Below are 12955 nucleotides of genomic sequence, written 5' to 3'. Positions count from 1 at the left end.
TTCGACGAACAGGCCGGTGTCCAAGCTCGATACCAAAGACAAGCCATCGGTGATACCATCCGTGACGTGGTACCCACGCCGTCGAACTCGCAATCGCCACAGCCCGCGAAGTCGGGCCGATTCCTGCTTCGGATGCCGGCAGCGCTCCATGCCGCGCTCCATGGGGCGGCCCGGTCCGCGGGCCTGTCGCTGAACGAATACTGCGTCCGCCGGCTCGCGTCGGGGGGCAGCCGCCATCCTGAAGCAGCCGCGCTCGCAACCCGGGCCGTCGCGGTCGCTGGCGACCACCTCCGCGCGGTCGTGCTCCACGGCTCCGTGGTCCGGGGCGAGGCGGCCGCGGGCTCAGACCTCGATGTCCTTGTCGTCGTCGACCGCGGCGTCCGACTGGACCGCGGCCTCTACAAAGCCTGGGACGCCGAGTCCCCGGCACCGGCCGATCAACGACCGGTCGACGCCCACTTCGTCCATTCCCCCGACGAAGACAGCATGAGCGGACTCTGGGCGGAGGCGGCAGTCGCCGGCGAGGTGCTGTTCGACCTGGACGGCGAAACGTCCGCCCACCTCGCCCGCACGCGCCGCGAGATTGCCGAAGGGCGGCTTTGCCGGCGCGTGGTCCACGGACAGCCCTACTGGACGGCCGCCTGATGCGCAATCGGGCTCTGGCGGCAGACTACGTCCGTCGGGCGCGGGCCCGCCTCCCCACCCTCGATGTACTGTACGAGGCTCAGAGTTGGGCCGACGTCGTCCGCGAATCGCAGGAGATCGTTGAACTCGGGCTCAAGGGTCTGCTTCGCTCGGTCGGCGTGGACCCGCCCCGCCTCCACGACGTCGCCGACGTGCTGGAAGCGGAGAGGACTCGGCTGCCGGCGCCGGTCCTGGAACGCCTGGACGATCTCTCACGAGCATCCCGCAGCCTGAGGCGCGATCGGGAACTCGCGTTCTACGGCGCGGAGGACCTGACGCCTTCCGATTTCTACCGCAAGTCCGACGCCTCGGAGGCACGGGCAGCCGCCCGCCTCGTCGTGGAGACGGTCGTGCCATGCGTGCCGGGCACGACGCTTACACCTGGAACCGCGCCCTGAACTCCGCGTGGCCTTCCTCGAAGGTGCACGGGTAGCCCTGCAGCGCGTACACCATCGCCTCCAGGGCCATCCGGCGGAAGTACAACCGCGCCCGCCACAGCCTCCTCTCATCCTTCGGTCCGCGGTACTGGTCCACGACGCGCCGGGCGAACTGCTGCCCGTTGGCGAGCAGTCCGGCGAAGTCGAGGGCGGGGTCTCCGATGGAGCGGTCGCTGAAGTCGATGATGTTGATCCGTTGCCGGCCCGCGTCCCAGAGAATGTGCTCGCCGGCCAGATCGCCGTGGACGAGCGTCGTCGGGCGGGTCGGTTTCACTTCGGCGGCCAGCTCGGTCAGAAAGGAACGGATGACCTCGACTTCGTGCGACTCGAGGCGCGGTAGCACGAGCGTTTCGACGTCACGAACGAGGTCCTCGTGGTCCTTCCGCGGGTCCTGCTCGGACACGCCGCACTCGCGAGCGACCGACTTCGGGGTCTCGTGGACCGCGGCGAGGAACGTGGCGAGCTGTTCCGCTATCCGTTCCCTTGCCGCATCGGAGAGCCGGCCGAACGTGGCGGCGTCCAGCTCCCGACCGGCGAGAAGCCTGTAGCCGGCGAACGAGCCGTCGGCGGCCTTGTAGACGTAGTCGGGAATGCCGACGTCGACCCTCGGCTGGAGGTAGCGAAGCAGCCTGGCTTCGTTCGCCAGCGCATCCCGGCTCGCTTGGGCCTTGGGAGCCCGGAAGACGAGCGCCTCGTCGAGGATCAGGACCGCATGGTCCCAGCCGTGCGTCAGGTACCGGTGCGACGTCCACGTGACGTCGGGAAACTCCTCCCGTATCCGCCGCAGGAGCAGGGCTTCTTCCATGCGCCTCGCGGGATCAGGGATACGGGTAGTCCAGGTCCAGGAACGGAAAGGCGCCGAGGACGGCCGGAGGGTCGACCGGCAAAGCGCGGTGGAGGTAGGAGGCGTCGAGTTCGTCCCAGCCGGTGACGCCGAGCAGGCCGAGGCACGTGACGATCTCGTGCTCGAGGATCCTGAGCATCCGGACGACGCCTTCGCGGCCTCCGGCTGCCATGGCGATGGCCTCGAGCCGGCCGACGCCGACCGCGTCGGCGCCCAGGACCATTGCCTTGACCACGTCCGTACCGCGCATGAAGCCGCCGTCGACGACGACCTCGGCACGGCCGTCGACCTCCTTCACGACCTCCGGCAGCGTGTCGAGGGTGCCGCGGGTGTGGTCGAGCTGGCGGCCGCCGTGGTTCGAGACGTAGACCACGTCGACGCCGTGCTCGCAGGCGAGCCCCGCGTCCTCGGCCGTGGCGATGCCCTTGAGGATCAACGGGATGTCGAACTCGTCCTTGATCCGCTTGACCAGGTTCCAGGTCATGCGCGCCTGGTAGTTGAGCGGCGCCACGCGGGTGGTCGCCTCGCCGACCGACGGCGGACGCCAGCGCTTCAGCAGGTCCCGCTCCCGGCGGCTGTAGACCTGGGTGTCGACGGTCAGGCAGAAGCCGTTGTAGCCCGCGGCCATCGCCCGGCGAATCAATGACCGCATCCAGTCCTCGTCGTCGGCCAGGTAGAGCTGGTACACCTTGGCCGAGTCGGACGCTTCGGCCGTGCCCTCGAGTCCGGGCAGGCACACGGAGCTGACGAAGTTCATGATCCCGAAGTCCTCGGCCGCCTTGCCCGCGGTGGCGCCGCCGCCCTCCTCGAACAGTTGCAGCGAGCCGATCGGCGCCAGGATGACTGGGATGCGGAGGTCGTGACCGAGCAGGGATCCACCGGCCCGGACTTCCGAGACGTCGGTCAGCACGCGCGGCCGGAAGGCCACGGAGTCCAGCGCCTGCCGGTTGCGCTTCACGCTCGTCTCGGTCTCGGCGCCTCCGACCAGGTAGTCCCAGACGTTCCCGCCCAGGTTCCGGCGCGCGGCGACGACGAGTTCGTGCAGCGTCAGCGCGTTCCGCGCCGCTTCTCCCGGCGCCAACGGGTCGGAAGCCATGTTGGGGCGTCGTCTGGGATCGGTCATGGAGGCGCTCGGTCTGGTCCGGGCGGGACCCTAGCAGTCCCGGACGGCGCCTGACAGGCTTGCGGCCGATGATCGAGGTCGACCTTCCGCGCTTCGAGTACCTGCTGTCCCGTGCCCTGGACACGCTGCCCCCGGCGTTCGCGGATCTCATCGACAACGTCGCCGTCGTCGTCGAGGAGGAACCGAGCGAGGAGGACCTCCGCCTGGTCGGACTCGATCCGGAGGAGGACGACCTCCTCGGGCTCTACCACGGCGTACCGCTCGACGAACGCGGCCACGGTTACAGCTCGCTACCAGACCGGGTCGTGATCTACCGGCTGCCGATCCTGTGGATCTGTAACACCGAGGCGGACGTGGTGCGGGAGGTGCGCGACACCCTTGTGCACGAGCTCGGACACCACTTCGGTCTGGGCGACGACGACATGCCGTACTAGGGCGGACGCCGGCTGCTAGGTTCCGCCCATGCCGAAGTCTCTTCCCTACCTGGGGATCGCCGGGGCGCTCATTGCCGGTACGCTGATGGCGGCCGCCGGCGGCAGCCGCGGCGTGGAGGTCCTGGGCCTGCCGGCCTTCGCGGTCGTCGTGGCCGCGGCCTTCGCGGTCCAGTGGATCGCGTTCATCCCGGCCTGGTTCCGCCAGACGGAGCGCTTCTTCGACCTGACCGGCAGCATCACCTTCCTGGTCCTGACCGCGGGCGCCCTGCTGATCCGCGGCGGCTTCGACCCGCGATCGCTCGTCATCGCCGCGGCCATCGCGGTGTGGGCGCTGCGGCTGGGTCCGTTCCTCTTCCTGCGCGTCCGCCGGGACGGCGAGGACCGACGCTTCCGGCAGATCAAGCCGGACTTCCCCGTCTTCCTGATGACCTGGACGCTCCAGGGCCTGTGGGTGTCCTTGACCGCCGCCCCCGCACTGGCCGCACTGCTGGCGAGCGAAAGCACGCCGCCGGACTGGACCCTCGCTGCCGGCCTGGCCCTGTGGACGCTCGGCTTCCTGCTCGAAGTGACCGCCGACGCCCAGAAGACCCGCTTCCGCGCCGTGCCCGAGAACCGGGACCGATACATCACGTCGGGACTCTGGGCCTGGTCGCGCCACCCGAACTACTTCGGCGAGATCGTCCTGTGGGTCGGCATCGCGGTGATCGCGGCGCCGACGCTCGAGGCCTGGCAACTGGCCACGCTGGTGTCGCCGGTCTTCGTCTGGCTGCTCCTGACCAGGATCAGCGGCGTACGGATGCTCGAAGCGCGGGCCAACCGCAAGTGGCGCAACGATCCCGGCTACAGGGACTACATCCGCCGCACGAACATGCTGTTGCCGCTCCCGCCCCGCAGGACTTGACGGCGCGGCAGCACCTGAAGGCGGCGATCTGCCTCGCCGCCATCACGCTGAACCTGACCTTCTGGGCGCTGCTGCTTCTTGTCCTGCTGCCCGCCAAGGCGGCGCCGCGGACGCGACCCTGGTTCCGGCGAGTCGCCGCCCGCATCTACCGCGCCGCCGTGCGCGTCGACAACGTGCTGCTTCGGCGCGTCTCCCGTGCCGCCTGGCGGGTCCGCGAACTGAGCCTCGACCCGACGCGGCCTCACATCGTCCTTTCGAATCACCGTTCCTGGGCCGACATCTTCCTGGTCCAGAGTCTCATCGCCACCCGCGGCCCCATCGTCACGTTCCTGTGCAAGCGCGAACTCCTCTATGTGCCGATCTTCGGCCTGATCATCCTCGCCTTCGACTTCCCAGTGCTGCGGCGTCGCACCCGGCGCGGGGCCAATCCCGCGGGCCGCCGCGACGACGACCGCCGCCGCGTGGCCGAGGCCGCGGCCGCCCTGCTCGGCTCCCCAGCCGCCATTCTCTCGTTCGCCGAGGGCACGCGCTTCACGGCCGCCAAGCGGGACGCGAACAGGCGTGCTGCCCGCGACGGGCAGGGAGCGCCAACCACCGGCATGGCTCCGCAGTACGAGCACCTGCTGCCGCCCCGAGCCGGCGGCCTCGCCGCCATGATCGAAGCGCTCGCCCCGGGCGGCGGCTCGATCGTCGACCTGACGCTTGCCTACCCCCGGCCCTCCACGTTCTGGGAGTTCCTCGGCGGCGCCGCGGGCTCGGTGGAAGTGGCCTGGGAGGCGATTCCGATAGCTACAGTGAAGCCGGACGAAGCAGCGAACTGGCTGAACGACCGCTGGCGACGCAAGGAGGAGTCGCTGGATCGATCTTTATGAGATAGCACTAAGATATGTACAACCTAAGCGAAATGGAATAAGATCCTGCGCCAGCTCCGTTCCGGCGGACAGAAAGAACGACAACCGCCCCGAACCGCGAGGCACTCGACTCATGACTGAACCCGACGATCGGCACGAGAACCACGAGCCGGATACGAACGCGACCCCGGAGGAACAGGCGCTGCCCGAGGCGCCGCACGTCGAGGCGCCGCTGGCCACGCGGGCAAAGGCGCCCAAGCCGGAGCTGCCCGTCATCGTCCTCCGCGACATGGTCGTCTATCCCGGAGTCACGATGCCGATGGAGGTCGGACGGGCCGAGACCCTGAGTGCGATCCAGGCCGCCGCCGAGCATCCGGAGCGCACGTTCTTCGCCCTGCTCCAGCGCGAGAAGAGCGAGGAGGTCGACCCCCTCGGCCTGCACACGATCGGCGTCGTCGCCCGGGTCGTCCAGCTGCAGCACGGCCTGCGAGGCACCCAGGCGGTCGTCGTCGGACTCCACCGCGGCATCGTGCTGCGCATCGACGAGGGCGGCGAGCACCTCGCGGCCACCGTGTCGCCGGCGCAGGAACTGCTGCCGGTGGACCCGAAGGACCTCGCCTTCGTCGCCCTCGACGAGGAACTGCGAAACCGCGCCGCCGAGCTGGGCGCGCGATCCGGTATTCCGAACGACGTCATCACCAAGACGCTGCGAGCGGTCACGGACTCCGGCCGGCTCGCCGACCTCGTGGCGGGCCACCTCGAACTCCCGGCCAACGACCACCAGTCCCTGCTCGAGACCCTGGCGGTCGAGGAGCGGATGCGCCGGGTCCTGACCCTCGTCCAGCGGCGGATCAAGGTCCTCGACGCCCAGGAGGACATCAACACCCAGGTCCAGGAGGAGCTCGGCGACCGCCAGCGCGAGATGTATCTCCGCGAGCAGCTGAAGGCGATCCGCAAGGAACTGGGTGACGACGACGGCGCCGACGATCTCGAGGAACTCAAGGCGCGCGTCGCCGACCTCGAGCTGCCTGAAGCCGCCCGCAAGGAGGTCGACCGTGAGTTTCGGCGGCTGGAGCGCATGGGCCGCGAGTCGATGGAGTCCCAGGTCATCCGCACCTACATCGAGACGGTCTGCGAACTGCCCTGGAGCGAGGTGAGCGAGGAACGGCTCGACCTGACCGACGCGGCCCGCATCCTGGACGAAGACCACTACGGCCTCGACGACGTGAAGGACCGCATCCTCGAGTTCCTGGCGGTGCGGGTCATGCACGACCGGCGGGCCCGGCGGGAAGAGCCGGAAGCGGAAGAAGAGACCGAGACCGCCGAGAGGCCGGCGGCCGAGGCCGGCGACGATGTTCACGCCGCCTCCGGCGGCAGCGGGTCAGAAGACCCGCGCACCGACTCGGGCCGTAGTCCGATCCTGCTGTTCGCCGGCCCCCCAGGAGTCGGCAAGACGTCGATCGCCAAGTCCATCGCGCGCGCGATGGGCCGCGAGTACGTCCGGGTCTCGCTCGGCGGCGCTCGCGACGAGGCGGACATCCGGGGCCACCGGCGCACCTACGTCGGCTCGATGCCCGGCCGGATCCTCCACGGCATGAAACAGGCCGGCGTCAAGAACCCCGTCTTCCTGCTCGACGAAGTCGACAAGCTCGGCGCGTCGCTCCAGGGCGACCCCTCCGCCGCCCTCCTCGAAGTGCTCGATCCGGCGCAGAACGGCGCCTTCATCGACCACTACCTGGGAGTCCCCTACGACCTGAGCCAGGTGCTGTTCATCGCCACGGCGAACTTCACCCAGAACATCCCGGCGCCCCTTCGCGACCGCATGGAGACGGTCGAGTTCTCGGGCTACACCGAGCGAGAGAAGCTCGGCATTGCCCGCCAGTTCCTGCTGCCCCGCGCCGTCCGCAACGGCGGCCTGTCGCCCGACCAGATCGAGGTCGGCGATGAGGCGCTGGGCGAGGTGATCTCCCACTACACCCACGAGGCCGGCGTCCGGCAACTGGAGCGGGAACTCGGCCGGATGGTGCGCAAGGTCGCGCGCAAGCTCGCGTCGACGCCCGAGCAGCCGGCCGACGGCTCCGAAGAGGTTGAGGAAGAGGTCGCGACGACGAACGTGGGCGCCGCCGAGGTGCAGGAGTTCCTCGGCCGCCCCCGCGTCCGGCCGGAGCGGGCCCTCGAGCGGGACGCGATCGGAGTCGCCACCGGCATGTACTACACGCCGGTCGGCGGCGACATCATGTTCGTCGAGGTCGAGACGACGAGCGGCAAGGGCGAACTCCAGCTCACCGGACAGCTCGGCGAGGTGATGAAGGAGTCGGCGCGTGCGGCCTGGACCTACGCCAGGTCGAACGCCGAGGCGCTGCGGATACCGCCCGGGAGCTTCGAAACCGACGTGCATGTCCACGTTCCGGCCGGGGCCATCCCCAAGGACGGCCCCTCGGCCGGCGTGACGATGGCGGCCGCCCTGGTCTCGGCGCTTTCCGGCCGGCCGGCAAGAGCGCACATCGCGATGACCGGAGAGATCACGCTCTCCGGGCGGGTGCTACCGATCGGCGGTGTCAAGGAGAAGGTGCTGGGCGCGGTACGCGCCGGCATCCGGGAGATCGTGCTGCCGAAGCAGAACGAGGCCGACCTGGAGGATCTGCCCGCCGACGTGCTGGAGACGCTGACGGTCCACGCCGTCGAGCAGTTGGGCGAGGTGCTGGCGGTCGCGCTGCCCAGCGCCCGCTTCGTCGACGGCCGCCTGCTGTTCGAGGGCGACGACCCGGAGAACGTCAGGCCCCTGAGCTACAACTGAGACCCCCTCAGTCGAGGGCCTGGGCAAGAGCCTCTTCGTGGTAGCCCACGATCAGCGTGCGGCCCACCCTGACCACAGGCGCTCGCAGGTTGCCCGTCGGGCCCAGCATCAGGTCGGCCGCGCCGGGATCCGACGCCTGCAGTTCCGCCTGCTTTCGCCCCTTGGCGACATAGAGGGTCTCCGCGTCGGCGAGCAGCGCCTCCGCATGCGCCCGGCCCAACTTGCGGCTCGCCGGGGTCCTGTCCGCAATCTCCGCGCCGCGTGCGTCCATCAACTTGGACGCTCTCTTGCAGCTCGTTCAGCCGTTGCGGTGGTAGTACCAGTCGACTCTGTTCATGCGTTTCTCCTTCCAGAGGGGGGTTGAGGCAACTCTAGCCCGGCGGCGGATCGACTTCCCAGTCCTCGTTGACCCGCCGGCCGTAGTAGGGGTAATAGTCCCAAGGTGCGGGGAGGCCCAGGGCCCGAGGATCGCCGGTGGCCGCCAGGTGGTCCATCAGCCGATCGCGAAGCTGCCCGACAAGCGGCTGCGCGGAGGGCTGCCCCGCCAGGTTGTTCAACTGGCCCGGATCGCTCCGTAGATCGTAGAGCTCGTTCTCCGGCCGGGTCCCGAAGGAGAGCTCGGCCAGACGGTCGATCCCCGGTTCGCCACGCGATTCCATCATCAGGGTCTTCGTCGGCGACGAGTCGATCTCGCCGTAGGGGATGCCGCGGGCGCAGTCCTTCGCGTTCGGCGAACCGGACGGCCAACGCGTCGGCTCGAAGTTCCGGATGTAGAGGTGGCTCACCGTCCGGATCGCCCGGCAGGGATAGCCCTTGCCGCCGCGACGGCAGCCATCGTGCCTCTCCATCGCGATGAAGGCCGCGTCGCGGTCCGGCTCCACGCGGCCGCCGGCCGAAGAGGCGAGCAGCGGTAACAGGCTCCGCGCCGTCATCCCCTCCGCGGGCTCCAGTCCCGCCGCTTCGAGAAACGTCGGAGCCAGGTCGCTCAGGCTGACGAAGTCGTCGACGACCCGACCGCCGGGAATCTTCTCGCCCCAGCGAACCGCCAGCGGCACCCGGCTGCCGTAGTCGTACAGGCTGGCCTTGGCCCGCGGGAACGGCATGCCATGATCGCTGGTGACGACGACGAGCGTGTTCTCGAGCTCCCCCGCCTGTTCGAGGAGCTCGAGGGCGGCGTTCACCCTTCCATCGAACCGCTCCACCTCGACGTAGTAGTCGAGAATGTCGTCGCGGACGATCGGGTGATCGGGCAGGTGCGGAGGAACCTCGACCTTCGCCGAATCCTTGCCCGATTCCTGCCCCGATCCCGCCGTGTAGGGCCGGTGCGGGTCGTAGCTGCCGAGCCAGAAGCAGAACGGCTGGTCCTCGCCGCGGGTCTGAAGAAAGGCCTCGAAGCTCTCGAACTTGTCGCCCGCCGGGTTGCGCGTGCGGCCTCCCGGCGGCAACCGCCCCGGACCCCAGCCCTTCCGCGTGTGCCCGATGGCATAGCCCACCTGCTCCAGCAGTTCGGTATAGGTGGCGAACTTCGCCGGCAGGGTGCTGTGGATGTTCCCCGCTTCCTCGAGTCGCCAGATCGGCTGACCGGTCACGAGCGCGCTGCGCGAAGGTCCGCAGGTCGGCGCGTCGCAGAAGGCGTGCGGGAAGAACACGCCCTCCTCCGCCACCCGGTCGAAGCCCGGTGTCCGGACGATCGGATCGCCTCCGGCCCCGGTGTGCAACCAGGACTGGTCGTCGGAGATGCACAGGAGGATGTTCGGCGCTCTGCCCGCCTGCGGTCGCCTGGCGCGCAACGCCGCCGCGCTCAGCATCGCGGCGGAGGAAGCCAGGAAGGTTCGGCGGGTCTGCTTCACACGACGACTCTAGCGGCTCGATCCAGCCCTATAGTAGAGCGGGTCAACGAAGGTCGGGAGGCAGCATGCTCAGGTTCCTATTCCCTGCATCGCTCATCGCTTTGTCCGTGCTCGTCGCTACACCCGCGCCTGCGCAGGACCGGCCTCCGAACATTCTCTTCATCGCCGTCGACGACCTGAACGACTGGGTCGGCCACCTGGCCGGTCACCCACAGGCGAGCACGCCGAACATCGATCGCCTGGCGCGCCGCGGCGTGTCCTTCACCAGGGCCTACGCGCCGGCGCCTCTCTGCAACCCCTCCCGGGTCAGTCTGTTGTCGGGCGTCCTGCCCTCGAAGTCCGGCGTCTACGGCAACGGCGAGCGGTTTCGCGAGAAGCTGCCCGACGCCGTGACCCTGATGCAGCACCTGAAAGCGCACGGCTACTCCACGCGGGGCGGCGGCAAGATCTTCCATGGAACGCGCGCCGGCGATCCGGACTCCTGGGACGAGTACTACACGCCGGCGCGGCCGAGGGGCGCCCGGCACATCGGGGAACGGCAGGAGCATGTCCCGGAGTCCGCGTGGGCACCCTGGGGACCGCTCGACATGGACGACTCCGAGATGTTCGACGTCAAGATCGTGGACTGGACGATCGGCGAGCTGAACAAGGCGCACGAGAAGCCATTCTTCCTGGCGTGCGGCTTCACCAAGCCCCACCTGCCCTGGTACGTGCCCAGAAAGTACTTCGACATGCACCCACTCGAGGGCGTCGAACTGCCGGCGACCCTGGACAGCGACCGCGACGACCTTCCGGCGTTCGGAAAGAAACTCGCGGCGGAGGTGTACGCGGTCTCGGACTCCCGCAACTTCAGCCGGCACGGCGAGGACCACGCGATGGTGCTGAAGCACGACCAGTGGCACCGCGCCGTGCAGAGCTACCTGGCAACGATCAGCTTCGTCGACGCGCACGTCGGCCGGCTACTCGACGCCCTGGACGAGAGCGAGCACGCCGGCAACACGATCGTCGTGCTCTGGGGCGACCATGGCTGGCATCTAGGCCAGAAGCAGCACTGGCGGAAGCACGCACTCTGGGAAGTAGCAACCCGCACGACACTGATCATCTCCTTGCCGGCGGAAACCCGGCGCGGCGCCACGAGTCCACGCCCGGTCAGCCTGATCGATCTGTACCCCACCCTGGTCGAGCTTGCCGGCGTCCCCGGTCGACGCGGACTGGACGGCCAGAGCCTCGTGCCCCTGCTCGAGAACCCGGAGTCGGAGTGGCCGCGGCCCGTGCTGACGACGTACGGCTACCGAAACCACTCCGTCCGTACCGAGCGCTGGCGCTACATCGAGTACCACGACGGCGGCAGGGAGCTCTACGACCACAACGCCGACTCGAACGAGTGGACCAACCTGGCTTCCCTGCCGGAGTACGCCTCCGTCGTCGAAGAGCTCGGCGGGTTCCTTCCCGGGACGAACGCGAAGTAGCCGCCGGACTGCTAGAGCACGGGTGCGCTGCGCGGTTCGCGCTTGTACATCTCGAGCAGGGCCATCAGGTGTTCCACCACGTCGGGGTGCTCCGCGTACACGTTCCTCCGTTCGCCGACGTCCGCCGACAGGTCGTAGAGCTGGATCTCCGGCAGGCCGGTTTCGCGCGCCTCTTCGCGGGACACGCGGTAGTAGCCGCCCGAACTCGGCGTGTCCTCCAGCTTCCAGCGCCCCTGCCGGATCGCGTACGAGCCGTCGCCCGCCTGATACACGGTCGCCTCCCGGATCGGCGCGGACAGCGGCTCGCCGAGGAGCGCCGGGAGAATGTCGTAGCTGTCCTCGCCGGCGTCTTCCGGGAGCTTCGTGCCGGTGATGCCGGCGCAAGTCGCCAGGAGGTCCGTCAGGCAGATCGTCTCGTCCGAGCGGGTTCCCGCGGGGATGCGCCGCGGCCAGCGGGCGGCGAACGGAATGCGGTGGCCCCCCTCGTAGATGTCCGACTTGTAGCCCCGGTAGACGTAGCTGGGGTAATGCCCCCGCTCGTTCATCTCCTCGACTCCGATGTAGGGCGCGCAGCCGTTGTCCGCGGTGAAGATGACCAGCGTGTCGTCGGTCAGCCCCTTGCGATCGAGGGCGTCGAGCACCTGCCCCACCGTGTCATCAACCTCGAGGCAGAAGTCCCCGTAGGGCCCGATCTCGCTCAGTCCGCGGAACTTCTCCGAGGGGACGATCGGGATGTGGGGAGCCGTCAGCCCGAGAAAGACGAAGAACGGCTCGCCAGCGCTCTGGGCTTCGATCGTCTCCACGGTCCGTCGGGTCAGCTTCGGCATCACCTCGTCGGCGCGGAAGTCGGCATGGGCCGGGCCAAGGTTGTCGCCGTAGCGCTCTTCCCTGGTGTCCTCGGTGATGAAGAGCAGGTCATTCTCGACCGTGCACTCGCCGAGGAAGCGGTCGTCCTCGATGTAGATGTAGGGGTGCATGTCGAGCGAAGCCGAGATGCCGTAGAACGTGTCGAAGCCGTTGGCGACCGGCCCGTTCTCGATCCGGCCCGCCCAGTCGACATCGCCCGTGTAAGCCCGCTGATCGACGACCTCGTCGCCCTCGGGGAAACCGTCGCGGCCCCGCGCCGGCATGTCCATGCCCAGGTGCCACTTGCCGATGCAATGGGTTCGATAGCCGCTGTCCCTGAGGAGCGACGCGACCGTCGTGCGCTCGGGCTCGATCAGGTGGCGGCTGTAGCCCCAGAGCACGCTGCGCTTGACCCGCGTGCGGAAGCAGTAGCGGCCGGTGAGCACGCCGTAACGGGTCGGCGTGCACAGGGCCGAAGGCGAATGGGCGTCGGTGAAGTAGCGGCCTTCGCGGATCAGGCGGTCGACGTTCGCTGTCGGGATCTGCGAGTCGCGGTTCAACCCGGTGATGTCGCCGTAACCCATGTCGTCGGCCAGGATGAAGACGACATTGGGCATGCGATCCAGGTCCCGCTCTGAACGCAGGCTGCACGCAACGGCCACGCCTGCCGTCGCCGCCCCCACGGTCCTGAGGAACTCGCGTCGATGGGTTCGCTTCAT

Annotated in this window: 12 protein-coding genes; 7 read left to right on the top strand and 5 right to left on the bottom strand. The window is 68.9% G+C overall.

Translation table 11 applies throughout. From position 1 onward, the window contains the following. The first annotated feature begins 66 nt into the window (after nucleotides 1–66). Both OXI49_05120 and OXI49_05115 read left to right on the top strand, forming a co-directional pair. Complete coding sequence (locus OXI49_05120) at nucleotides 67–645, top strand: nucleotidyltransferase domain-containing protein (GenBank protein ID MDE2689874.1); 579 nt, start codon at nucleotides 67–69, stop codon at nucleotides 643–645. Beyond that, the gene (locus tag OXI49_05115; GenBank protein ID MDE2689873.1) at nucleotides 645–1082 is read left to right on the top strand and encodes a HEPN domain-containing protein; all 438 of its coding nucleotides are present in this window, start codon (nucleotides 645–647) and stop codon (nucleotides 1080–1082) included. Before OXI49_05120 ends, OXI49_05115 begins: the two co-directional genes overlap by 1 nt. On the opposite strand, the gene OXI49_05110 is transcribed toward OXI49_05115, so the two are convergent. Next, on the bottom strand, nucleotides 1060–1926 hold the full coding sequence (locus tag OXI49_05110; protein ID MDE2689872.1) for a phosphotransferase: 867 nt from the start codon (nucleotides 1924–1926) through the stop codon (nucleotides 1060–1062). The genes OXI49_05115 and OXI49_05110 overlap by 23 nt on opposite strands. Nucleotides 1927–1939: 13 nt before the next feature. Continuing rightward, nucleotides 1940–3088 carry an alpha-hydroxy acid oxidase gene (locus OXI49_05105; GenBank protein ID MDE2689871.1) on the bottom strand — a complete coding sequence of 383 codons (1149 nt, stop codon included), beginning with the start codon at nucleotides 3086–3088 and terminating at the stop codon, nucleotides 1940–1942. 68 nt (nucleotides 3089–3156) lie between these two features. On the opposite strand from OXI49_05105, the gene OXI49_05100 reads away from it, so the two are divergent. From OXI49_05100 to lon, 4 genes are all read left to right on the top strand, one after another. Further along, nucleotides 3157–3522, top strand: coding sequence for a metallopeptidase family protein (locus tag OXI49_05100; GenBank protein ID MDE2689870.1), 366 nt, complete (start codon nucleotides 3157–3159; stop codon nucleotides 3520–3522). 28 nt (nucleotides 3523–3550) lie between these two features. After that, a complete protein-coding gene (locus OXI49_05095) occupies nucleotides 3551–4423 on the top strand; it encodes a DUF1295 domain-containing protein (GenBank protein MDE2689869.1) in 873 nt (290 codons plus the stop codon). Beyond that, on the top strand, nucleotides 4420–5295 hold the full coding sequence (locus OXI49_05090; GenBank protein ID MDE2689868.1) for a 1-acyl-sn-glycerol-3-phosphate acyltransferase: 876 nt from the start codon (nucleotides 4420–4422) through the stop codon (nucleotides 5293–5295). Before OXI49_05095 ends, OXI49_05090 begins: the two co-directional genes overlap by 4 nt. A 112-nt stretch (nucleotides 5296–5407) precedes the next feature. After that, entirely contained in the window at nucleotides 5408–8071 is a 2664-nt protein-coding gene (gene lon, locus OXI49_05085; protein MDE2689867.1) for an endopeptidase La, read from the top strand. Between the two features lie 7 nt (nucleotides 8072–8078). Here the strand turns inward: lon and OXI49_05080 are convergent, their stop codons facing one another. Together OXI49_05080 and OXI49_05075 are read right to left on the bottom strand one after the other, a co-directional pair. Beyond that, entirely contained in the window at nucleotides 8079–8342 is a 264-nt protein-coding gene (locus OXI49_05080) for a hypothetical protein (GenBank protein ID MDE2689866.1), read from the bottom strand. A gap of 100 nt (nucleotides 8343–8442) precedes the next feature. Then, entirely contained in the window at nucleotides 8443–9921 is a 1479-nt protein-coding gene (locus tag OXI49_05075) for a sulfatase (GenBank protein MDE2689865.1), read from the bottom strand. A 65-nt stretch (nucleotides 9922–9986) separates the two neighbouring features. Between OXI49_05075 and OXI49_05070 the strand changes: the two genes are divergently transcribed. Then, entirely contained in the window at nucleotides 9987–11390 is a 1404-nt protein-coding gene (locus tag OXI49_05070; protein ID MDE2689864.1) for a sulfatase, read from the top strand. A gap of 11 nt (nucleotides 11391–11401) precedes the next feature. On the opposite strand, the gene OXI49_05065 is transcribed toward OXI49_05070, so the two are convergent. After that, the gene (locus OXI49_05065) at nucleotides 11402–12955 is read right to left on the bottom strand and encodes an arylsulfatase (GenBank protein ID MDE2689863.1); all 1554 of its coding nucleotides are present in this window, start codon (nucleotides 12953–12955) and stop codon (nucleotides 11402–11404) included.

The sequence above is a fragment of the Acidobacteriota bacterium genome (assembly GCA_028875725.1).
Taxonomy (GTDB): Bacteria; Acidobacteriota; Thermoanaerobaculia; order Multivoradales; family Multivoraceae; genus Multivorans.
The sequence above is the reverse complement of the archived record's forward strand: the minus strand, read 5'-3'. Positions and strand labels throughout refer to the sequence as shown.